At 68.3% G+C, this 22,753-nt stretch carries 17 protein-coding genes and 1 tRNA gene; 12 read left to right on the top strand and 6 right to left on the bottom strand.

Features of this window, described 5'->3' with window-relative positions; genetic code table 11:
• The first annotated feature begins 448 nt into the window (after positions 1–448).
• Positions 449–2,743 carry a dTMP kinase gene (gene tmk, locus ABEB28_RS13360; protein WP_345728373.1) on the top strand — a complete coding sequence of 765 codons (2,295 nt, stop codon included), beginning with the start codon at positions 449–451 and terminating at the stop codon, positions 2,741–2,743.
• Positions 2,740–3,945, top strand: coding sequence for a DNA polymerase III subunit delta' (locus ABEB28_RS13355; protein WP_345728372.1), 1,206 nt, complete (start codon positions 2,740–2,742; stop codon positions 3,943–3,945). The genes tmk and ABEB28_RS13355 overlap by 4 nt, the downstream gene beginning before the upstream one ends.
• 72 nt (positions 3,946–4,017) lie before the next feature.
• Here ABEB28_RS13355 and ABEB28_RS13350 read toward each other — a convergent pair whose 3' ends face one another.
• Positions 4,018–5,229, bottom strand: coding sequence for an LPXTG cell wall anchor domain-containing protein (locus ABEB28_RS13350; RefSeq protein ID WP_345728371.1), 1,212 nt, complete (start codon positions 5,227–5,229; stop codon positions 4,018–4,020).
• Between the two features lie 238 nt (positions 5,230–5,467).
• Between ABEB28_RS13350 and ABEB28_RS13345 the strand changes: the two genes are divergently transcribed.
• Together ABEB28_RS13345 and ABEB28_RS13340 are read left to right on the top strand one after the other, a co-directional pair.
• Positions 5,468–6,310, top strand: coding sequence for a PSP1 domain-containing protein (locus tag ABEB28_RS13345; protein WP_345728370.1), 843 nt, complete (start codon positions 5,468–5,470; stop codon positions 6,308–6,310).
• Between the two features lie 18 nt (positions 6,311–6,328).
• The gene (locus ABEB28_RS13340; RefSeq protein WP_345728369.1) at positions 6,329–6,856 is read left to right on the top strand and encodes an NUDIX domain-containing protein; all 528 of its coding nucleotides are present in this window, start codon (positions 6,329–6,331) and stop codon (positions 6,854–6,856) included.
• A 745-nt stretch (positions 6,857–7,601) separates the two neighbouring features.
• Here the strand turns inward: ABEB28_RS13340 and ABEB28_RS13335 are convergent.
• Both ABEB28_RS13335 and ABEB28_RS13330 read right to left on the bottom strand, forming a co-directional pair.
• On the bottom strand, positions 7,602–8,225 hold the full coding sequence (locus ABEB28_RS13335; protein ID WP_345728368.1) for a hypothetical protein: 624 nt from the start codon (positions 8,223–8,225) through the stop codon (positions 7,602–7,604).
• Between the two features lie 60 nt (positions 8,226–8,285).
• Complete coding sequence (locus ABEB28_RS13330) at positions 8,286–8,498, bottom strand: DUF1737 domain-containing protein (protein ID WP_345728367.1); 213 nt, start codon at positions 8,496–8,498, stop codon at positions 8,286–8,288.
• A 108-nt stretch (positions 8,499–8,606) separates the two neighbouring features.
• On the opposite strand from ABEB28_RS13330, the gene ABEB28_RS13325 reads away from it, so the two are divergent.
• The 8 genes from ABEB28_RS13325 to ABEB28_RS13290 all read left to right on the top strand — a co-directional run bounded on the left by ABEB28_RS13325 (position 8,607) and on the right by ABEB28_RS13290 (position 18,403).
• Positions 8,607–8,683, top strand: a tRNA-Thr gene (locus tag ABEB28_RS13325).
• Between the two features lie 1,007 nt (positions 8,684–9,690).
• Complete coding sequence (locus ABEB28_RS13320; RefSeq protein WP_345728366.1) at positions 9,691–10,773, top strand: DNA cytosine methyltransferase; 1,083 nt, start codon at positions 9,691–9,693, stop codon at positions 10,771–10,773.
• A gap of 42 nt (positions 10,774–10,815) precedes the next feature.
• Entirely contained in the window at positions 10,816–13,389 is a 2,574-nt protein-coding gene (locus ABEB28_RS13315) for a Z1 domain-containing protein (protein WP_345728365.1), read from the top strand.
• The gene (locus ABEB28_RS13310; RefSeq protein ID WP_345728364.1) at positions 13,386–14,381 is read left to right on the top strand and encodes a PD-(D/E)XK motif protein; all 996 of its coding nucleotides are present in this window, start codon (positions 13,386–13,388) and stop codon (positions 14,379–14,381) included. The genes ABEB28_RS13315 and ABEB28_RS13310 overlap by 4 nt, the downstream gene beginning before the upstream one ends.
• On the top strand, positions 14,378–16,207 hold the full coding sequence (locus ABEB28_RS13305; RefSeq protein ID WP_345728363.1) for a hypothetical protein: 1,830 nt from the start codon (positions 14,378–14,380) through the stop codon (positions 16,205–16,207). Before ABEB28_RS13310 ends, ABEB28_RS13305 begins: the two co-directional genes overlap by 4 nt.
• Positions 16,204–17,118, top strand: a complete 915-nt coding sequence (locus ABEB28_RS13300; RefSeq protein ID WP_345728362.1) for a hypothetical protein — start codon at positions 16,204–16,206, stop codon at positions 17,116–17,118. The genes ABEB28_RS13305 and ABEB28_RS13300 overlap by 4 nt, the downstream gene beginning before the upstream one ends.
• Positions 17,115–17,903, top strand: a complete 789-nt coding sequence (locus tag ABEB28_RS13295) for a DUF6339 family protein (RefSeq protein ID WP_345728361.1) — start codon at positions 17,115–17,117, stop codon at positions 17,901–17,903. Before ABEB28_RS13300 ends, ABEB28_RS13295 begins: the two co-directional genes overlap by 4 nt.
• A gap of 50 nt (positions 17,904–17,953) precedes the next feature.
• A complete protein-coding gene (locus ABEB28_RS13290) occupies positions 17,954–18,403 on the top strand; it encodes a very short patch repair endonuclease (RefSeq protein ID WP_345728360.1) in 450 nt (149 codons plus the stop codon).
• Positions 18,404–18,815: 412 nt separating this feature from the next.
• On the opposite strand, the gene ABEB28_RS13285 is transcribed toward ABEB28_RS13290, so the two are convergent.
• The 3 genes from ABEB28_RS13285 to ABEB28_RS13275 are packed head-to-tail and all read right to left on the bottom strand — an operon-like array spanning position 18,816 to position 22,710.
• Positions 18,816–20,891 (bottom strand): serine/threonine-protein kinase, encoded by a 2,076-nt coding sequence (locus tag ABEB28_RS13285; RefSeq protein ID WP_345728359.1) that lies wholly within the window; start codon positions 20,889–20,891, stop codon positions 18,816–18,818.
• A 44-nt stretch (positions 20,892–20,935) separates the two neighbouring features.
• The gene (locus ABEB28_RS13280) at positions 20,936–22,057 is read right to left on the bottom strand and encodes a sensor histidine kinase (RefSeq protein WP_345728358.1); all 1,122 of its coding nucleotides are present in this window, start codon (positions 22,055–22,057) and stop codon (positions 20,936–20,938) included.
• Positions 22,054–22,710 carry a response regulator transcription factor gene (locus ABEB28_RS13275; protein WP_345728357.1) on the bottom strand — a complete coding sequence of 219 codons (657 nt, stop codon included), beginning with the start codon at positions 22,708–22,710 and terminating at the stop codon, positions 22,054–22,056. The genes ABEB28_RS13280 and ABEB28_RS13275 overlap by 4 nt, the downstream gene beginning before the upstream one ends.
• Positions 22,711–22,753: the final 43 nt, after the last annotated feature.

Here is a 22,753-nt window from a genome sequence, read left to right as displayed (position 1 = left end):
TCCGGCCGGTATCGGTTGACCGTCCGGCGCCAATGCCTGTCCGGTCACCGCAGACTCACCAGTCCCAGCCGTTGCCGAACGCCGCGGCCGTTGCACAATGGAGACGCCGGGCGCCGGGGCGGGCGCCCGCAGTCGTTTCCAACGGCCTGACGACGCGCCTGTCGCGTTTCGAGGAGGAGTTCGATGTCTAGCCACCCTGTGGGGCCCGGTTCGGCCGGCCCAGGGAAGAGCCGCCCCGCTCGCGGAAGCACTTGGACCTAACGGTTCCCTCCCCCGGATACGCTCGGAGTCGCCTGCGAACCCCCACAGTCGCCCGCGAGACCCCACGTAGCCAGGAGAAGTAGCCATCAGTGCGGCACCGGGCCCACCCGGCCCTCTCGACCCCAGGCCGCTCGCGACCGATGCGTCGCAAATTCGAGCGGTACTGCGTAACCGGCCGTTTCGCCGGTTGTGGCTGACGTTCGGCCTCTCCAGCCTGGGTGACTGGCTCGGACTGCTCGCGACCAGCCTGTTCGCGGCCGGTCAGGTGACCGGGTCGACGGCCAAAGGGCTGGCGTTCGGCGGGGTCGTGGTCGCCCGGTTACTGCCGACGATCGTGCTCGGCCCGCTGGCCGGAGCGTTCGTCGACCGGTTCGACCGGCGCTGGACGATGGTGGCCTGTGATCTGATCCGGTTCGTGCTGTTCGCGTCGATCCCGCTGGTGGCGCTCGTCGGCTCGGTCCCGGTGGCGGTCGTCTGGGCACTGGTCGCGACGTTCGCGATCGAGGTCGTCGGGATGTTCTGGAACCCGGCCAAGGAGGCCTCGGTTCCCAACCTGGTTCCGCGCGAGCAACTCGAGGCGGCCAACCAGCTCAGCCTGATCGCCACCTACGGTGTTACGCCGTTGCTCGCAGTGGTGATCGGTGCGGGCCTCAACCGGCTGTTGCTCTCGCTGGTGCGGGACGACCCGACGCGGCTGGCGATCGACCCGAACGACGCCGCGCTCTACCTCAACGCGCTGACGTTCCTGGTCGCCGCCGCCGTCGTCTCGACGATCAAGGAGATCAGTACCGGCGAGGGGCGGCTGCGCCGCTCCGGTCCGGCCGGCGTGCCGGAGCCCAGCCTGCCGACCGCGCTGCTCGACGGCTGGAAATACGCAGGTCGGACGCCGCTCGTCCGCGGCCTGGTGCTCGGCATCCTGGGTGCGTTCGCCGCCGGTGGAGTGGTCGTCGGCGTCGGGCAGTTCTTCGCGCGCGGCCTCGGCGGTGGCGACGCCACGTTCTACCTGCTCTTCGGCGCGCTGTTCGTCGGTCTGGCGGGCGGGATGGGGCTCGGTCCGTCGCTGGTGCGCGGTTTGTCGCGGCGGCGCTGGTTCTGCGCGAGCATCGGGCTGTCCGGGTTCGCCGTCGCCGCGCTGCCGTTCTCGGTGCACCTGGTGATGGCGATCCCGCTCACGATGCTGGCGGGGGCCGGCGCGGGCATGGCCTACCTGGCCGGTACGACGCTGCTCGGCCTGGAAGTTCCGGACGCCATGCGCGGGCGGGTGTTCGCGTTCGTCCAGGGGTGCGTCCGAGTCGTCCTGCTGCTGTCGATCGCGCTCTCGTCGCTGCTGGTGGGGGTGGGTGGCGGGCGGAAGATCCCGCTCGGTGCGTTCGACCTCGACCTGTCCGCCGCGCGGATCCTCCTCCTGTTGAGTGGCGTACTGGCGATGGTCGCGAGTGTGTTCTCATTCCGGGCAATGGATGACAAACCTGGTGTTCCGCTCCTTCGAGATCTGGCTGCCACGCTGCGTGGGCACTCGCTGCCGGTGCCGGGCGACCGCTCCGGCGACGGCCTGTTCATCGTCTTCGAGGGTGGTGAGGGAGCAGGCAAGTCGACCCAGGCCCGGGCTCTGACGGACTGGCTCACTTCGCGCGGCTTCGAGGTCGTCGCCACCCGCGAGCCCGGCGCGACGCCGCTGGGCCGCCAGATCCGGTCGCTGATCCTCGACCACTCCGACGACGCGCCGTCGTCCCGGTCGGAGGCGCTGCTCTACGCCGCCGACCGTGCGCACCACGTCGCCACCGTGATCCGTCCGGCGCTGGCTCGGGGCGCGATCGTCGTCTGCGATCGGTACGTCGACTCGTCGCTGGCCTACCAGGGGGCCGGGCGCGACCTGGCGTCCGAGGACATCGAGTGGCTCTCTCGCTGGGCGACCGCTGAGCTCGTTCCCGACCTGGTGATCCTGCTCGACGTCGACCCGACGATCGGGCTGACCCGGGTGGGGGATCGGGGTGCGGTCGACCGCCTCGAGGCGGAGTCGGCGGACTTCCACGAGCGGGTGCGGCGGGCGTTCCTGGATCGTGCGGCGACGGATCCGCGGCGGTACCTGGTGCTCGACGCGGGGAGCTCGACGGGGATGCTCGCCGATCGGATCAAGGTGCGGGTGGCGCCGTTGTTGAAGGTCTCGCCCGGGGTCTCGGAGGAGCCGGATCCCGGCGGTTGCGGCCCGGCCGCGCCCGGTGCGTTCGTCGCTCCGCCTGCCTCCGCCGCTCCCGGGGCGTCCGCCGCTCCCGGGGCGTCCGCCGCGGACGAGGCGGCCGTACCGGCGGGGCCGGCCGACGCGGACGACGACACCCCGGCCGCCGCCCGACCGAGCCAAGCCACCGCCGCCCCTGGTCCCGCCGGCGCTGCGGCGTCCGATCCGCGCCCCGGCGCCGGGGCGGCTGACTCGCGCACCGGCTCCGGTGCATCCGACCCCGGCGTTTCGATGGAGGCGCGATGACCGCCGTTGCACTCGTTCCCGGCGTCTTCGCGGACGTCGTCGGGCAGGACGACGCGGTCACGGTGCTCGCCCGAGCGTCGGCCGCTGCCGGTCGCATCGTCGCCGGTGAGCCGGTGCCGCCCGGCGAGATGACCCACGCCTGGCTGTTCACCGGCCCGCCGGGCTCCGGCCGTTCGGTGGCGGCGCGGGCGTTCGCCGCGGCGCTGCAGTGTCCACGCGGTGGGTGCGGTGAGTGCAACGAGTGCCACACCACACTCGGCGGCACCCACGCCGACGTGCGGATCGTCGCCCCCGAAGGCCTGTCGATCGGGGTCAGCGACATGCGGGCGCTGGTGCTCCGGGCCGCGTCGTCGCCGTCCGGAGGCCGGTGGCAGGTCGTCCTGGTTGAAGACGCCGACCGACTGACCGAGGCAGCGTCGAACGCCCTGCTGAAGGCCGTCGAGGAGCCCACCGATCGCACGGTGTTCCTGCTCTGCGCGCCCTCCGCCCACCCGGACGACGTCTCGGTGACGATCCGGTCGCGTTGCCGAGTGGTTCCGCTGCGGACACCGTCGGCTTCCGCGGTGGCGGACGTGCTGGCTCGGCGGGACGGCGTCGACGAGACCACCGCCCGCTGGGCGGCCGCCGTCGCGCAGGGTCACGTCGGCCGCGCCCGTCGGCTGGCCCGCGATGCCGACGCCCAGGCCCGGCGTCGTGCCGTGCTCGCCGTGCCCCGTTCGCTCAGCAACATCTCGGCTTGCTACGACGCCGCCGAGGCGCTGATCGCCGCGTCCGAAGCCGAGGCAGCGGCCGCGACCGAGGGTCAGGCGGCCGCGGAGAAGGCGAACCTGGAGCGCGCGCTCGGTGCTGGCGGCACCGGCAAGGGGGCGACCGCCGCTACCCGGGGCACCGCGGGCCAGATCAAGGAGCTGGAGCGGAAACAGAAGTCGCGTGCGACGCGGGCTCAGCGGGACGCGCTGGACCGCGCGCTGGTCGACCTCGCGGCGTTCTACCGGGACGTCCTGATGGTGCGGCTGGGTGCGGCGGTACCGCTGGTGCACGTCGACATCGAGGACGTCGTGCGGGCGGCGGCGGCACGCTGGGAGCCGGAGTCGGTCCTGCGCCGGATCGAGGCGGTGCTGCGGTGCCGGACGGCGCTGGAGGAGAACGTGAAGCCGAGGATCGCGGTCGAGGCCCTGATGGTGACGCTCTTCGAGGGCTAGCCGCGAGGCGTTGCACACTTCTGGCGGTTATAGGTGCCAGAAGTGTGCAGCGCCCGGCAACGCCCGGCAGCGTCAGCGGCCGGAGCGGCGGGCGGCCCGCATCACGATCCACCCGATACCGATCAGCGCCAGACCGATCGCCGCCAGTAGCGACAAACTCGTCCCGGTCAGCGGCAGCGTCGGATCGGCGCTCGGCTCCTCCGACGACGGAACCGGGCTCGGCTCCACCCGCTCCGTCGGCTCCACCGGCGGGGACGCCACGTTGGTGCTGGGCGCGGCCGGTTCGGCGCCCCGCCCACCCGCCGATCCGGCGTCCACCGGCGGGTCGTCGGCGCACGCCCGGCACGGTCCGTCGAGCCCACCCATCGGCACCCGCGCCGACACGTCCAGGTCCCCGACCGTGGCGTCCAGCAGACGTCCGGCGCCATCGGCCCCGAGGACCTGCAGCCGCACCGCGGATGCCGTGGCGTCCACGCTCGTGTGACCGGTGCGCTCGCGTACCGCACCGAGGCTGATCCGCAGCAAACCGCCACCGTCGCAGCACCCGGGACCCGCCAACGGCACCTCGATGGTCTCGCCGACCGAGTCCAGCCGGTAGCTCCGGCCGTGCGTGGCCGTCACCGCGACGACCGGCGGGCGGTAGCGGACGTCCGTGCGGTCAGTTCCCGCCGCGACCGCGACCAGCGACGGCGCGGTGAGGAATCGGACCGTGAGCTCAGTGGGAGCTCCCCGAAACAGGGTGATCGCGGTGAGCTCGGCGCGGGCCGTGGACCGCATACCGAGCGTCGGCTGCCCGGGAACGGCCACGAGCTGAGTCTGCGTCCGGGTCTGGCTGCCCCGCCAGACCTGCATCAACGGCGAGTCCTCGGGGTGTAGCACCAGCTCCCCGGGGCGCGCGAGCGCCGAGCTCAACACCGCCGGTTCCGCGTGCTCCACCCACTGCGCGTTGGCGGTCAGCCGCCCGCCGCCGAGCGTCAGCATCTCCAGGTCGGCGCCGGAGCTGGTCCGGGTCATCGTGCCCGACTCTTCGTCGTGCTCGCCCGCGCTCCTACTGACCGCCGCGGGCGGCACCCCCGGCGGTCCGGTCACCTGGACCGCCGATGCGGAAGACCGCGGCTCCTCGTCGGTATCGACGCGGGCGGTCGAGGTGCCCAGCCGGAGGCCGCTCAGTGCGGTGCCGTGCGGCCCGGCGTCCGAAGTGGCCAACCGCAGCACGGTCGCGGACGCGCGCGCCTGATAAGACACCTGCTCGACGTGGGCCACGGGGGTGAAATCAGTACTCATAGTGCTTTGTCCGCCGCTACTGATAGTGACCACCCAGGCGGCCGTCAGAGCCAGTCCTGCCGCTCTGCGGGACCACTGGTACATAAAGGAACCCTGTTCTCCTGAGGGGACGGTACGGGCAAATCAACGACGCCTTCCGGCGTGCCGTGACGGTCGGAGGGCGGTAAGCGGTGTACCGTCTCGTCTTTGCTGTCCGAATGGCCCCACGTGTGGGGTAGCGCGCCGGTACCGTGCGTTCATGGGCATGCTGTGCGCGGTGAGCTTCACCCGGTACGGCCGGCTCTACTACTGCGATCCGGGCCCGTACTCACCGAAGGTCGGCGACCGCGTTCTGGTGCCGACCGACGACGGCGTCGAGGTCGCCGAGTGCGTCTGGGCGCCGCAGTGGGTCTCGGACGAGACGTCCGGGTTCCCGGTGCTGGCCGGCCTGGCCTCCGACAGCGACCTGGAACGGGACAAGGTACTCCGGCGCAAGAAGGCGCAGGGCAAGGTCGCGGCGAAGCGGTTGATCCGGGCCCACGATCTCCCGATGAAAGTCGTCGCGGTCGACCACGCGCTGGAGGCCAACCGCACCACGATCTACTTCACCGCGCCCCATCGGGTCGACTTCCGGGCGCTCGTCCGCGACCTGGGCGCGACCCTCTCCGCCCGCGTCGAACTGCGTCAGCTCAATCCCCGCGACGCGGCGAAGGCGCAGGGCGGCATCGGTCCGTGCGGCCGTGACCTCTGCTGTTCGACCTTCCTCACCGACTTCGAGCCGGTGACCATCCGAATGGCGAAGGACCAGGACCTACCGCTCAACCCGATGCGCATCTCCGGCGCCTGCGGCCGGCTGATGTGCTGCCTGAAGTACGAGCACCCGCTCTACCAGGCATTCGACGCGTCCGCGCCGGCCGTGGGGGAGCGGGTCGAAACGTCGTCCGGGCGCGGACGGGTCGTGGGCCGGTCGGTGCCGTCGGACTCGGTGACCGTACGGCTCGACGCGGACGGCAGCCGCTGCGTGTGCAGCCGGGCGAGCGTGTGCGGGTCGCGGCAGGCGTACGAATCGTCGCCGGCGTCCGAAGGACCGGTCGGCGGCTGAGCAGGGCATCATGTGGGCATGGAGCAGCTCGACACCCGGATCGCGTACCAAAATCCGTGGCTGAGCGTCCGCGAGGACACCGTCCGGTTGCCGGACGGCTCGACCGGCATCTACGGCGTCATCGACAAACGCGACTTCGCGCTCGTCGTCCCCTGGGACAACGGAGGCTTCCACCTCGTCGAGCAGTACCGCTACCCGGTGCGCGCCCGCTGCTGGGAGTTCCCCCAGGGCGGCTGGCCCCCCGGCGCGACCCCCGGTACCGGGCTCGAGCTGGCCCGCGCCGAGCTGGCCGAGGAGACCGGCTTCCGGGCCTCCACATGGACGCTGTTGGGCAACCTCCAGGCCGCGCCGGGCGTCATGAGCCAGTACTTCGACGTCTACCTCGCGACGGATCTGATTCCGGGTGAAACGTCCCGCGAAGCGTCCGAGCAGGACATGCGACAGACCTGGGTGTCGGCGGAGGACTTCGAAAAAATGATCCGGTCCGGTGAGGTGCGCGACGCGCACTCGATCGCCGCTTGGGGACTGTTCCGCCTACTGCGATGATTACGCCTGCCTGGCGGGCGCGGTCTGATTCGGCGCGGTAGCCGGGGCTCGAGGCCTCGACGTCCCGCTCCACCGTCGTGGTGCAGGAAGTGCGCCTCGCGTCCTCGTTAGTACGCCGCCGTGCTCCCGTCCCGCCCGATGGCCGCCGGGGCGCGGGGCGGTTGCCGCGGTGCACGGCGTGGTTGTCGCACCTTCCGTGCGGCGGCGCAGCGGGCTGTGCGGCCCGCCCGGTAGTTGGCGTGCTTCCCGCGCGGCTGCGTGCGTGGTTGTCGTGCCTTCCGTGCGATGCGCAAGGTGGTTGTCGTGCCTTCCGTGTGGCGCGGGATGTGGTTGTCGCACCTTCCGTGCGGCGGCGCAGCGGGCTGTGCGGCCCGCCCGGTAGTTGGCGTGCTTCCCGCGCGGCTGCGTGCGTGGTTGTCGTGCCTTCCGTGCGATGCGCAAGGTGGTTGTCGTGCCTTCCGTGTGGCGCGGGATGTGGTTGTCGCACCTTCCGTGTGGCGAGCCCGGTGGTTGTCGCGCTCTCCGCACCATGGCACGCGAAGCGCAACATCCATTCCACCGCGCACCCGGAAGCGGCGACAACCACCCGCGCTGCCGTCGGCGCGCCTCACGCGTCAGTCGTGGTGACGCGACCGGGATATCAGCACGATCGCCAAAATCAGAAGGCCGATGATTCCCACGGCGGCGATGACACCCTCGACCGGCATGTACGGACACTCCTCGTTCGCTATGGCGGGGAAGCCGGCTATGCCACCGGCGCGGATGCGGTCGCCGGTCTAGGCGGTACCCCGGACGTGCTGAGCACTAAGGACGCGCTCGCAGCAGCCCGCTCCGTCCGGATGGCGCCCGAACGAGCGCCGTCCGCGCGCGTCCCGCCCGCCGGGGTGGCGTCCGGCTCGCCACCGTCCGCGCGCACACCGTCCGCCGGGGCGGCGTCCGGCTCGCCGCCCAACGGGCCCGGCCCAGGATCGTCCACCGCGAGCCGGTGGGTACCACCGCACTGCGTCACGAACGGAGTCCCATCGGCGTCGGACGCGTACACCACGTACCGCCTACCGACCTCGAACTCCACACCGCACGCCGCCGACCCGTTGTTCGTCTGCACCCGGAACGTCGGTCCGGCGCCCAGCGTCCCCTTGACCACGCTCTCGACCGAGAAGACGAACGTCACCGGCTCCGGCGACCCTTCGTCAGGCTTCCCCGCGAGCCGTTCGACCGTCCCCACGAAGACGACGCTGGCCTCGGACTGGGCTTCGCCCGGGGTGATCGGCAGGCAGTCACAAGCGCACGCCGGCTCCGGGTTGGCGACGACTCCGGCGGCGGCCATCGCCGCGCCGACCAGCCCCATCCATGCCGACCCCCGTGGCACCCGCGTTCCTCCTCGGCCGTTGGCAGCCCGCCCGGACGCGTAGGCGACGCGACAGGTGACTCAGGCGCCCGGACGTCGGTAGCGGCCCGCCGCGTACGGCGGCAGCACTACGGCCTGCGCCACGATCAGCTGCTGGTTGGTGTCGATCGTGATCGCCGGTGACCCGTAGAGCTCGTAACCCTCGTCGAGTACCTCACTCACGCGCGTCGCCAGCTCATCACCGTCCGGCGCCGTGAGCAGAATGTAGCGGAGGCGCTCCGCACTGTGGTCCATCTAGCGACCTCCGGCCGTGAAGGGGATGGTCACACCGTAGGGGCTAGACGAAGGGGGTGCACGGATTCGGCCGTCGGCGGCGGACCCGCTACACTGGTGTCGCACGTTGCCGCCTTAGCTCAGTCGGCCAGAGCGACGCACTCGTAATGCGTAGGTCAAGGGTTCGATTCCCTTAGGCGGCTCCACGATTAGCCCAGACGTCCCCTGAGGGGACGTCGACCGTTGCAGACCTAGTTTCGCTGTATCGCCGGGTTATTGGCGGGCGGTCTTCTCTTAGGGATATTCCGCCCGATACGAAAGTCCCGCGTTCGGCCACGCTGCATCCGTAGCGTCGCTACGCACTGTAGCGGGATGCTCCGGGTCTTGGTTGGTAATGGGAAAGATGCCTTTCGTGGCGGCTTCCGATCATGTTCAGAAGCTGGCGCGCGAGCGGTTCTGAGTCGAGCCGCACGGAATTCGCGAGAATCGGTGGCTCTCAAAGGCTCGGATATAGCGCAGCCGTGAACCGAAGGTGGGCCGATCGTAGGGCTACCCGGCGAGGTCCCTAAGGGCCTTCATGCTTCGCTTGAGTGGCAATGACGGACGGTTGCTTAGAATGCCGCCCAGAACAATACTGGACTGAATAACGTATCGATTGCCGCGAAATGACCCTATGGAGTGAGCTGATTTCGACTTTTGTCCATGAGGTTAGCCCGGTCGTGGACACGGAGGGCAGGAGCCCTCCGGCGGGACAGGCGATCGCCTACATCGCTTGATCTAATAGAAACTCCAGGTTGCAAACCTTGCCCTTGGGGATGACCGTGGGTCCATTCCAGTGCGATGATGAGGATCCGGGCGGTGTCGACCAGCCGTCCTGCCTGATTGGGGCCGAAGCTAATCGAGCGGACGGTCTTCCAGCTCTCGAACTCGGCGTTGCCGCTCACCGGGGGCCGCGTGGCCCGGGTGTGAGCGGCGTTGATCGACTTGTACACGACAGCGAGGCTCGAGCTTCCCGGCGTCGAGGTCTTGGTCGGCGCGCTGCGGGACGGTCATCCGACAGGCCCGCTCCCTTGTGGTGGGTGTCGCCAGCGCGGCGGCATAGTCCATGGTTCGCCGAGGCCGAGATACTCGACTCTGGCTTAGTAGGTATACCGGGGCTAGGGCTTGTGGGTCGACGCGCGCGATGCAGCGTTGGCCGGCTATCGTTCGTGCCATGCTCAACCGGTACCGCGTCATCGACCTATTCGCCGGATGTGGTGGGATTACTGAGGGTTTTCGGCGTACTGGCCGCTACGATGCGGTCGCGGCGGTGGAGCTTGATCTGGCTGCCGCGTCTACTTACGCCGAGAACTTCGGCGAGGACCACATGTGGCCGGGCAGCATCGTCGACTGGCTGAAGGACGAACCGGCGCCCGAGGCCGACGTAGTCGTCGGCGGCCCTCCGTGTCAGGGTTTCTCCAATCTTGGATCGAAGCGCGACGACGATCCGCGGAACGAGCTGTGGCGTGAGTACGTGCGTGTGCTAGGTCTGATCAAGCCCAAAACCTTCGTTATCGAGAACGTTCCTCGCTTTCTGCAGAGCACTCAATTCGCTGATCTGGAAGCGGAGACCGAGGGCGGGCTCCTGTCCGACTACGTACTCGACAAGAAGCTGTTGGTGGCGGCCGACTTCGGGTCCGCGCAGGTACGCAGGCGGGCAATCGTCATCGGCACCCACCGCGACCTTCTGAAGCCGATCGAGGTACCGGACGGGTCCGTGCCCGCGGATCGCCGCAAGACGGTGTACGACGCGCTGCTTGATGTGCCGATGAAGGTTCCCGCGGAGCAGCGTGACCTGCCTAAGACGACAGTCGAGCACTTCGGCGTGACGATGCCGGGCGCATATACCGGCTACGACCTTCACGTCACTCGCCACTACGACCCGCGCTCGCTAGAGCGCTTTACACACATCGGTGAAGGTGAAAACCGGTTCAGTCTTCCCGACCGTCTAAAGTCACCGTGTTGGTTGAAGCACACGAGCGGAGCCGGAGACGTTATGGGTCGTCTCCGGTGGCATAAACCTTCGGTGACGATACGGACCGAATTCTTCAAGCCCGAGAAGGGTCGCTACCTTCACCCCTCCGAGCATCGGGCGATCACTCACCGGGAAGCAGCCCTTTTGCAGGGCTTCGGTGACGATTTTCGCTGGTGCGGCACAAAAATTCAGATTGCGCGACAAATCGGTAATGCGGTGCCGGTGGAGTTGGCCCAAGCCCTTGGGCAGTACATCGCCGAAGCGCTGGATGATCGTCTCTAGCCAGCCAAAAGCGTCGGAGCTAATCGGATAAGGTGACCGACTGTGGACGATGCCCTCTTCGAGACATTCCTGGACGTAGTCTACCGGCGTGGGCGGGACCTTGCGGCCGACCGGTTCCGGCAGATGCATCCGGAAGCCGCCGACGCGGTCATCGCCGAGTACGACCGCCGCATCACGCAAGTCAAGAATGGCTATCCGCCGAAGATTCTGGCGGCTCCGGGTAGGCGCGATGACGGATGGTACGCCGGCCCGCAGCCGAACGACGCGTTCTGGCCGCCATTCAAGAAGTTCCTGCTCCACGACAAGGCCTGGCCGGAGAGCCGTGTCGACGAGCTGAACGAGGTTTCGTCGAAGATCATCGGCTTCGGTGACAACCCTGCGGAGCCTAGGTTCACCACGAAGGGCCTTGTCGTCGGGCACGTGCAGAGCGGCAAGACCACGAACTTCACAGCCGTGGTCGGTAAGGCCGCGGATGTAGGGTTCCGCGTCGTGATTATCCTTTCCGGGATTCACAACGGGCTGCGCATGCAGACCCAGCAGCGGCTCAAGAGGGAGCTGTTCGATCTCAACCAGGGCGGCTGGATCGAGATGACTGACGTCGAGCGTGATTTTCAGCGCCCGACGCAGAAGGCCGTGTCCCTGCTACAGCCCAACGGTCAGAAGGTGGCCGTGTTCGTGGTGAAGAAGTGGCACACCGTCCTGACGAAGCTGATCACCTGGTTGAAAGCCGCTCGACCCGTGCTGGCGAATATCCCGGCTCTTATCGTCGACGACGAGGCCGATCAGGCCAGCGTCGATACTAAGCAGATCAACCCCAAGATCCTTGAGCTCCTCAGCCTGTTCCCCAGGGCGACCTACCTCGGCTACACGGCGACACCATTCGCGAACGTGCTGATCGACCCGAACGCCGACGACCTGTACCCCGAGTCGTTCATCGTCAGCCTGCCGCGACAGCAGGGCTATTTCGGTGCAGAGTCGATCTTCGGTCGCGACGCGGCGGAGGGCGAGGCTCGAGGCGCCGAGCTGGACGGCTACGACATGGTGCGCATCATCGGCGACGACGAGGTGCCGTCGCTGCGTCCGGCTACCCGGGCCGCAGCGGTCGGCTTCGCACCGGATTTGACTGACTCGCTTCGAGACGCCGTTCGGTACTTCTGGCTCGCCACAGCGGTACGGCGCCTTCGACGCGACTCGGGACACTCGACGATGCTGGTGCATACCAGCATGACAACGGCAGTCCACGAAGCGTTCCGCCCGGTTCTTGAGGGCTTTCGTTCTCGAGTGCTGACCGGTCTAACGGCCTTCGATCAGACGCTCCTCGACTCTCTAGCAAAGCAGTGGCAGGACGAGCAGGGCAGAGTGCCCCTGGGAGGGTATCCGCACGTTGACTTCGACACCCTGCTGCCGGTACTGCGGCAAGTCGTTCAGGACACCACGATCGTGCTGGACAACTGCCGGAGCAAGGACCGCCTGAACTACTCCGGCCCGCCCGTCACCGCTATCGCCGTCGGCGGCAATACTCTCTCGCGAGGGCTGACGCTGGAAGGGCTCGTAGCCAGCTTTTTCGTACGGTCGGCGTCAACCTACGACACCCTGCTGCAGATGGGTCGCTGGTTCGGCTACCGACCCGGATACGAGGATCTGCCGCGGATCTGGATGACGCAACGGCTACGTTCCTGGTTTCGCCACCTGGCCGTCGTCGAGCACGAGATCCGCTTGGACATCGAACGATACGAGGAGCAGGACCTCAGTCCTCGTGACGTCGGCGTCCGCATTCGTACGCACCCCGTGCTCAATGTCACGGCGAAGATGGGTGCCGCGCGAATCGCCTACGCGTCGTACGGCGGTCGACGGGTACAGACCCGCTATTTCCGCGAGCACGACGAGAAGTGGCTGTATGAGAACCTGCAGGCTGGCAGGGATCTCGTGCAGGCCGCGATCAACGACGGTGCAGCCGTTGAGGTGGCGGGCGGCGAGGTGCTGCTGCGGGAAGTCGACGTCGAACATGTGTTGGCGTTCCTCAAGTCGTATCACGTGCACGAGGACTCGCCGGACCTCAACGACGCCCTCATTACCAAGTACATCCGTAAGGAGAACCGCCAGTCCGATCCGGCCCTGCTCTCTTGGAGCGTCGCCGTTGTCGGGTCACCTCCGGACACGGACGAGAAGCACCTGGTGACCTTTGCATCCGGCGTCGTAGTCGGCACGGTGAACCGGTCAAAACTCAAGGACACCGGAGGTGACAAGGCCGACATCAAGACGCTGATGAGCAAGGAACACCGCGTCATCGACCTGGATATCCCGCCCGCGACGGCCCGTCGAATGGCCGAGGCCGACCTCATGGTCAGCCGCGACCGCGACCCCCGCCATCGCATGCAGGGCCTGTTGCTGCTGTATCCGATCGCAAAGGACTCTCCTCCGGACGAGGGCAACGAACAGACTCGTGACCCACTCCAGGCAGTCGAGCACGTCCTGGGTATGGCGCTCGTCTTCCCAGGTACTGCCGACGACTGGGTGCCCAACGTCAGCTATATAGCCGTTAACCCGCAAGACCAGCCGACCGACGCAGAAGACGCCGAAGAGGAGCGTGCCGCCCTGTCCGAGGACGAGGCGTGAACGACGATATCGCGTCGACGGTTCGGATCGGATGGAGGCTCCTCGCAACGCGCCGACCCGAGGGCACCATCGCCACCCTCGACCTCCCGGTTTCCACCCAATCAGGGCCGGCCGCGTTGGGTCTTGACAGCCGGGGCGACCACCATCTGCTCCTTCCAATCAGCGAAGACCACGCCACCGTCGAGGACGGCAAGTCGGCGCACGTGCGAGTGGACACCCGCCCGTTGATCATCGACGGCCACCGACGCCGCTACGTCGACGTCGTCTGCCACCGTCCTGACCTGTTCGACGTCTTCGACGAGATGATCGTCGCGTTGGTCGAGGGCGTCGCCGATGCCCCTGCGGTGGTCGGCGAGGTCGTAGCACGGGTCTTGCAGCAATGGCGGGAATTGCTACGCCCCAGTGGTGGCGTGCTCCGTGAAGGAGAATTACGCGGACTGATCGGTGAGCTGCTGATTCTGCAGTTGCTCGCCGAGGCCGGCCTCGTCGGCCTCGTCGACCGCCTGTGGACTGGCCCGGACCGGGCGGTCCACGACTTCACGCTCGGCGGACGATGCGTCGAGGTGAAGACCGTCGGCTCCCGCGGCTCCACGGTGACGATTCATGGCCTCGATCAACTGCACGTCGGCCCGGGCCACGAGCTCGTCCTCGCAGTGGTGCGACTCGAGGCGGCCGCCGACGGCGTGTCGCTACCCGAATTGGTAGAGGCGTTGGAGCGGACCATCGGCGATCTGGCTGGCTTGGGGCGACAACTCGCCAAGGCCGGATACGTACACGCCGAAGCCGACCGTTACCGTGCGCGCAAATTCACTCAGTCGGCTCTGTACGCATGGAAGATCGACCCCGTGTTCCCTCGCTTGGACGTGAACTCCTTCGCCGCCGTACCGACCGAGGTAGTCGCCGTCCGGTACGACCTCGACCTTGCCGGCCTCACCCCGCACGCCACCGCAGGCGGCGCTGCGAGGCTCATTTGTACCGGGGACCTGTCGTGACGCCACAATGGTGGTCGCAACGGTTCGCGCCGGAAGGATCCGCCGCATCCGAGGGAATCCGCAGGCAACTCGGCACCCCGCGTCTCGACTCGCTTGATGTACTCGTCCGCGAAGCCGCCCAGAACAGCGCTGACGCGCGCAGCGGCGAGCATCCCGTCGACTTCACCATCACTCTCAATACGCTCGACGCCGATGCCCGCGGACGTTGGCGCGAGATCCTCCTACCCGAGCCCGCAGGCGACGCTTCGCTCGGCTTGGAAGCGTGTCTATCCAGCGAGTCGACCGTGATGCTGACCGTCTCCGACCGTCACACCACTGGGCTCGGTGGGCCGCTCCGCGCCGACGAACTGGGCGACGAACCGGATTTCGTAAATTTGATTCGCAACATCGGCGAGCCGCGGGACAAAGAGTTCGGCGGCGGGACGTACGGCTTCGGTAAAGGCATCCTATTCACCACCAGCTCGGTAGGCGTCGTCCTGGTCCGGTCCCGATGCAGATGGCAGGGACGAGTACAGAGTCGGCTGATCGGTGTCGCTCTCGGGCACAGATTTCAGGCCGACGGTGTCCCATTCACGGGACGTCACTGGTGGGGAACCGTTAGGGACGGTGTTCTCGACCCACTACTCGACGACGACGCCGACGCGATTGCCGACGGTCTCGGTTTGCCGTGCTTCGAAGGACCAGACGCCCTCGGTACCGACATCGTCATCGTCGGTGCTGACCTCGGAAGCGACCTCGGGAACGCCGACGACGAGGCCCCAGTTCGCGACGTGGAGCACGGCGCCGACTTCATCGCCTCGGCGATGCTGTGGAATCTGTGGCCGTTGCTCGCTACCCCCGACGGGGGGCAACCGGCCATGGAGTGCCGAGTCGTTACCGCCAGTCGAACCATTGAGGTTCCCGACCCTGTGTCTGTGCCGAGGCTGTGGCCGTTCGTCACATCTCTCAAGGCGATCAACGCTGGCGATGGCAAGTCGATCACAAGACGGCGGCCGACACCCCTCGACATCGGTTCCTTTCACGCCACTTCCGCGCTCGCCCCGACCAAGCGCGACTGGCGCGACATCGCTGCACCGTTTAGCGGCCCAGCCAGGCACTGTGCCCTGATGAGACAGGCAGGCCTTGTCGTCACGTATCTCGAAGGCCCCGTCCTGCCCGCTGACGATCAGCAGTACGGAGCTGTGTTCCGGAGCAGTCGGGCCTCCGACGAGTCGTTCGCCGCGGCCGAGCCTCCCACCCATGACGCATGGGTTACTCAGGGCCTACCAGATTCTGACCGCCGCACAGTCGACGCCGCCCTCCGAGGTATCCGCACGCGGCTCGCCGACATCGCCGCAGCATCCGTCGGTGCAGTGTCGGTAATGACGCAACCGCCGCTGGGACATCTCTCACAACGCCTTGGCGTCCTGGTCGCACCCACCGGCGTGACATCTGAGGCCATCACGACGCGAGGCAACGCACCCGGTGGCGGTCGCGGCCGAAGGCCCAAAGTGTCGGTAGTTCAAGCCCCGACGATGGCGATCGTCGATGGGCAACCGCTCATCGTGACCGTAGTCGACGTCGCAGAGACCACGGAGACGCTAGTGCTCACCGCCGACGCCGTCGTAGCCCTCGACGTCGGAAACGAAACGGAACCACCGACCGGTGCGCCCCGGCCGCGTGTCGTCGAACTCCAATCCGACGGCGCGCGTGTGCTGGGCGACCACACTCAAGTTCGCCCGTCGGACCCGCGCCGGTGGACGGTCGTGGTTCGACCAGTGTCCGGCGCCGCCACCCAGGTCTCGGTCAGCCTTGAATTGGTGGCTGGCGAGAGAGATAAGGCATGAGCGCGCCTGTCTACCCCTACCTGAGGCCTCCGGCGACCTGTATCACCTTCACGCCGTGGCAGTCCTTCGGCGCGGACGGCGTACCCGTCTCGCTGCCCGCGACGGTGGCCGCCTGGGATTACCAGACCGACTTGCACCTAACTCGAGATGTCAAAGTCGACGCTCCCGCCCTGCTGCAGCACGCCGGACTCCCACCTGAGACGGAGCTGGCATGTGTCTGCGAGTGGACGGCCACCGCCTCGCAGCTCTCTGGGCTCCTCGGTCACGTCGACGATCTCATTGCGGCCTCGACACACACGCTCACCGGACGCATCGCCGGAACGAATCTCGGTGGCTCGCTTGTGCTGCGCACGGCCGTCGTTGTCGCCGTCGACTCCTCCGACCCGCAAAGCTTCATCGCTTCCCGCGCCGGCGAGATCCTTCTCGATGACGTCATGACCACCCGTCTCCAAGGCGATGACGCGATGTTCCCGATCAGCGTCTGTGACTTCACGGGCGCCGGAATCGACCCGGCCGCCCGTTGGTATCTACAGACTCCGCCGGACCCCGACATGCCAGTCATGGGCGGGCTCCGGCTGTATCTCAACGCCGCCGACAAGGAACTGGTTAATGCTGCGGTGCGGGCAGCCGCTCCCACGCCAGCTCAGCAGCGGCTCCTCGACGAGATGCGTCATGACGTCACCCGACAACTAGTCGACCTCGTCCTGCTACGACCAGATTGGCTGGAGGCCCTTCCCCACTGCGTCGTCGAGCCCGACAGCTTCGGCGCCAGCCTCGCCATCGCGCTGGAGTCCCTCTTCCCCGGCGAACCACATCAGACCCTCGCGGCGCAACGCGCCGAACGTCCCGGGGAGTTCGCTGCACGCCTCCAAGGCGCTCTGCGCCGCGCCACACCCGACGGTGCGTCATGACGCTCCTGCTCTATCCCCGCTTGACGCCTCTCGCCGCCCGAGCTCGCCTGTCTCAGTTCACGGGTCGGAACATCGACGAGCTTCGAGACGGTGCTGAACCGCGACACCCCGACATGTACTTCGCGGCGACCGGGGGTGTACCCGCTGCTTCCGAACACCTCGACCGGCTGGCCGGTAGGTTCCGGGACGCAGTCATGGCCCATGGCTACCCGGGGACCGCCACTGACACCGACCGGACCGCGGCGGACCGCACTCTGGCGTCCGTCATGGTCGACCAGATGCGCTTGGAACCGGCCGAAGCGAGTGCGAGGGACCTGTGGACCTTCCTCGCTATCCAGGTCATTCCCGACGTTGTTGCATGGCGTTGGCCCAGCGCTACCAATGAGCAGAGATGGATCTGCACCGACATCACACGCCATGCCCTCGGCCGACTCTGGTGGCAGGCGTTCACTCTAGCCACGCCGACAACCGACGGCCGGGCCGACTGCACCCTGCTCGCGCGTCTGAGTGAGTCAGACCTCAACCAGATCTTCGAACGTCGGAGTATCGGCGGACGACCAGCGCTCGCCCGAGCGCTCGCCCGCGCCGTCACGAACCCCGACTTGACGCCCCCTCACATTGCTCGTCGCCGAGTGATCAGGGACGTCACCAAGCGCGTCAGACGTCTGCTGCCATTCACGCTCTTCATGGCGCTGCACGAGGAGCAGCTTCAGGCGCGTGTCGATGAGCTGGTTCGCGACTCGGTCAAGGCGCTCGACCAGACCCGCGGGACGGCTAACCCATGACTCCGCGAGCTGGGGCATCGTGGGCGTCCAGCCCAGGCAACCGCGCCAGCATGCAGGCGAACAAGTCTCGCGATACGAACCCCGAGTTGGCGCTGCGCCGGGCGGTTCACGCCCGCGGCATGCGCTACCGCGTCAACACTCGGCCCGTAGCAGGTCTGCGCCGGACTGCCGACCTTGTCTTCACCAAGGCCCGCGTCGCGATCTTCCTAGACGGCTGCTTCTGGCACGGATGCCCGCAGCACCACACCGTCGCCAAGACCAACGCGACCTTCTGGGCCGAGAAGGTACGCCGCAACCGCGAACGAGACGCGGAGACCGACCGATTGATTGCCGAGCACGGCTGGACCGTCGTCCGGATTTGGGAGCACGAAGACCCGACCGAGGCGGCTGAGCGCATCCAGGCAGTGATCGAACAAGCGCGGCGACGGGCCGGACAGTCCCACACTGCCGTTCGGGCCGGGATAACCCGGAACGCGGAATCGTCGCGGTCTGAGGACTGAAGCTCCGGTCAGCTCGTAGGACGCGGCACCCACCCATGGGCGGGCCGTCAGGCGGTCAGCGGCAGCATCACCGTCACGGTCAGCCCGCCCCCACCCCCGGCGCCGCCGACACCGAGCCCCACCGCCCGCGCCACCGCGCCTCGACCAGCTTCGTTCGACATTCAGCTCGATGCCGTGCCTTCCAACCAAGCGCGACAACGCCGCGACGCCTGACGCAGGCGTACGAGTGCCCGGGTTCGAGCGACAGCGCGCCGTCTGGCGCGGTCGCAAGGGAGCGGTGTGACCGTAGCTGTTCCGGTCCCTCGTGCTTTGTCCGCCGCAACTCCCGATGCAATCACCAGGACGTCGTGTCGGTTCCGTTGAACGAATCACTCCTAATCGACGCCAGCGGCGCGGTGCCTCCGGCGACGCGTCAGCAGATCCAGTTGTTCGACCGGATCTGGCGATTCATCGAGCCGGACAGCTGCGTCGCGCCGGTTTGGCGCGCGAGAACCAGCGGCGACGTCCCCGGGGCACTCTTCAAGCCGATCTGGTTGAACAGCTGCGCCTTGCAGTTCGCGCCGTTGTTGTAGACCGAGGAAGCGCAGGCGCTCCACGTCCCGCCCGGGCAGGTGGCGTGCTTGAACGCCGCCCAGTCGGTGTTCTTACCAGCCAGCTTTCCCATGTCTCCGGTGTAGTTCGCGCCGGTCCAGAAGCAGACGTAGCCGCGGGGGCACGCCGAGGGGTCGGCCTTCGGCGCCGGTGGTGGCGCTGCGGGTGGTGGCGCTGCGGGCGGTGCCGTCGTGGGGGGTGCGGCACTGGGCTGCGGTCCGGGTGTGGGATTCGTACCGGGTGCGTCTGCCGACGGCTGGGTTGGTGCCGATGGCGTCGACGACGGCGCCGGCTTGGAGGGCTCGAGCGTCGGTGTGGGAGACGCGGTGAGCCTGCTGGTCGATTGGGCGCTCGACTGGCCCTGGCCAGTTCCTGCCGTCGGACTAGCACCTGCCGTGGCGTCGGCGGTCCTGGTCGTCGCTGCTTGTGCCTCGGACGGCGATGACTCCGGCCGGAAAGCCAGTAGGGCGATCAGGGCGATGAGTCCGAGGACGACCCCTCCGGCCACCCCGACAAGCGCTGCACCACGACGCTTGCCGCGTTGTGCTTCTGACGCGGATCCCGGCTGTCCGCCAGCGCCGGAGGCGACGGACTTGGACGAAGAGGGTGGGCTGGTGGGGAAGACCGGCGGCGGGGTGGTGGGTCCCGGTGAGGATGTCGGCTCCGCCGGATAGGTCGGTCCCGCTGAAGGGCCTACGGGAAACGGTGTGCCTGCTGCCGACGGCGTAGGAAAGCCCGAGGGAAGCGCGGGTCCAGGAAGAGCGCCTGCAAGTGGGGAGACAGGACCCGGCGGGACGATAGGCGTCAGCCCGGGAAAGGCCGGTCCGGGGGGAGGAGCCATCGGGCTGCCCGAGGCCACCGGCTGCGCGCCGGCGGCCGGTGCACCCGCCGCGCCCGCCGTACCTGCGGTGCCCGCCGTACCTGCGGTGCCCGCCGGACCTGCGGCGCCTGCCGTACCTGCGGCATCCGCCCCGCCACCAACGCCCACCGAATCGGCGGCAGCCGACGGAGCGATGACCTGCGTGGCAGTAGCCACGGTCGACTGTGCACTGATCTCAGCGACGGCGACCTCGGCCTTCGCCGCACGGGCCGCCTCCGCGAACGCCGCCGCCGTTGCGAACCGCTTCCCGGGTTCCCGATCCAGTGCTCGCAGCACCAACGCCGACACCGCCGCGGGCAGCTCGGCCGGCAAACTCACCGGCTCGCCCTGGACGAGCCGCGCTATGACGTGCACCGGACTGTCGCCGGTGAGCGGCGGACGACCGACCAGGCAGGAGTAGGCAACGGCGCCCAGCGCGTAGATGTCGGTCGCCGGCGAGATCGGGCCGCCGGTTGCCTGCTCGGGCGCCATGTACTGCGGCGACCCGACGATGAGGTGGCCGTACGTCACGCTGGTGATCTCAGCGGACCGGGCTACGCCGAAGTCGATCAGGACGATCGCCCCGTCGGGCCGGATCAGGAGGTTGTTGGGCTTGACGTCCCGGTGCACGATCCCGGCCTCGTGCGCTGCGTGTAACGCATCCGCAGTCTGAGCCACGATCGTCAGCGTCTCGATGACGCCCAGGGCGCCGACCGCCTTGATCCGCTTCGACAACGGCTCACCCTGGATGAGCTCCATCACGACGTAATCGAGATGGTCGTCGCCGACCTGGGCGTTCTCGCCGTAGTCGTGCACTTGGACGATGCCTGGGTGGCGGAGCGCAGCCATCATCCGCGCCTCGGTGCGGAACCGCGTGATGAATTCCGCGTCCGAGACCAAGGCCGGCAGCAGCGCCTTGATCGCGACCTGGCGTCCGAGCAGCGTGTCGGTGCTTGCCCAGACCTCGCCCATACCGCCGACTCCGATCCGGCGGTCCAGCCGGTAACGGCGGTTGAGCATGGTTCCCGGAGTGAGCACCCGAACACGGTACCGTTCCCCATCGACCTCAATGGCCACGCCGACTACGCCGCCAAGGGCAGCACCACCGTAACGACGAGGCCGCCCTCTAGGCCCGGCGTCGCTGAAACCGACCCGCCGTGCGCCTTCGCGACCGCCTGCACGATCGACAAACCCAGTCCCGCGCCGGACCCGCCGGCCACCCGCTCCGACAACCGCCGAAAAGGCTGGAACAACCCAGGCACCTCGTAGCGCGGCACCACCGGCCCGGTGTTGCGCACCTCCAGCACCGCCGACCCACCGGCCACACCGGTCAGGATCTCGACGCACCCGCCGGACGGCAGGTTGTACCGCACCCCGTTCTCCACCAGGTTCTGCACGAGCCGATCCAGCAACACCGGATTGCCGAGCGTCGGCGCCTCGGCCAGCTTCGTCAGCACGGTCACCGACCCCGGCTGCACCGCGTTCGCGACGTGGTCGGCCAGGTCGGCCAGGTCGAGATAGGCCCGTTCGCCGACGTCCCGCTCGGACCGCGCGAGCAGTAGCAACCCATCGATCAGCCGTTCATGGCGCCCGTTGACGGCCAGCAGTGTCTCGGCCAGGTGGCGCACCTCGGGCACCGGCTCCGAACGGTGTAGCGCTACCTCCAACAAGGCGCGGTTGACGGTCAGCGGCGTCCGTAGCTCGTGGGACGCGTTCGCGATGAAGCGTCGCTCGCCGTCGAAAGCATGGTCGAGCCGCTCGAGCATGACGTCGAACGTGTCGGCCAGCTCTTTGACCTCGTCGCGCGGACCATCCAGTGCGATGCGCTCGTGCAGGATGCGATCGGCGATCGGCGCGTCCGCGATCCGGCGGGCGGTTTCGGTGACGCGGTGCAGCGGCTGGAGCATCCGGCCTGCGATCAGCCAGCCGAACGCCGTTGCCACGACACCGACGAGGGCGAGCGCGATCCCGCCCTGGGTGAGCAGAGCGGTGAGTGCCTCGTGCTGCGCATCCTGTCGGACGTCGGTGATCACCGACTCGCCCTTGCCCGGCACGCCTGCCTTCACCAGCGGGCCCCCGTCCCCGGCGGCCGGCAGGCGCTGCGCGATCAGCACGTACGTGACGGCCAGCAACACCACGCCGGAGAGCATGAACAGCCCGCCGTACACCAGCGCGAGCCGGAGCCGCAGCGTCAGCCTGTTCATGGGATCCGGTACCCGACGCCGGTGTCGGTCAGCACCACCGGCGGATCGCCGAGCTTGCGGCGCAGCTTGAGGATCGTCAGCCGGACGGCGTTCGTGAACGGATCGGCGTTCTCGTCCCACGCCTTCTCCAACAATTGCTCGGCCGAGACCGCGGTGCCCTCGGCTCGGAGTAACTCGGCGAGCACCGCGAACTCCTTCCGCGACAGGGGGACGTACCGGCCGTCGCGGTACACCTCGCGACGGTGCGGATCGAGTCGAATCCCCGCCCGCTGCAGGATCGGGGGCGCGGCCGGACGCGCCCGTCGCCCGAGTGCGGTCACCCGCGCCGCGAGCTCGGGGAACGCGAACGGCTTGGGGAGGTAGTCGTCGGCCCCGAGCGTGAGACCGGTGACCCGGTCGTCGATCTCCGCCGCCGCGGTCAACAACAGAATGCGGACGTCCGGGTGCTCGGCCGCCGTCGTACGGCAGACGTCGTCCCCGTGGACGACCGGCAGGTCGCGATCCAACACGACGACGTCGTAGTCGTGCACGCCGATGCGCTCGAGTGCGGCGCCGCCGTCGTGCGCGACGTCGACGGCGTGTGCGTCGCCACGGAGCCAGGTCGCCACCGCGTCGGCCAGGAGCGGCTCGTCCTCCACCACCAGGATCCGCATCCCTCCATAGTGACCTCCCGCCGCATTTCCTCGCCGTTTCCGA

Source organism: Cryptosporangium minutisporangium, assembly GCF_039536245.1.
GTDB lineage: Bacteria > Actinomycetota > Actinomycetes > Mycobacteriales > Cryptosporangiaceae > Cryptosporangium > Cryptosporangium minutisporangium.
Note: the sequence above shows the minus strand (reverse complement) of the source record. Positions and strands in the feature narration are given on the sequence as shown.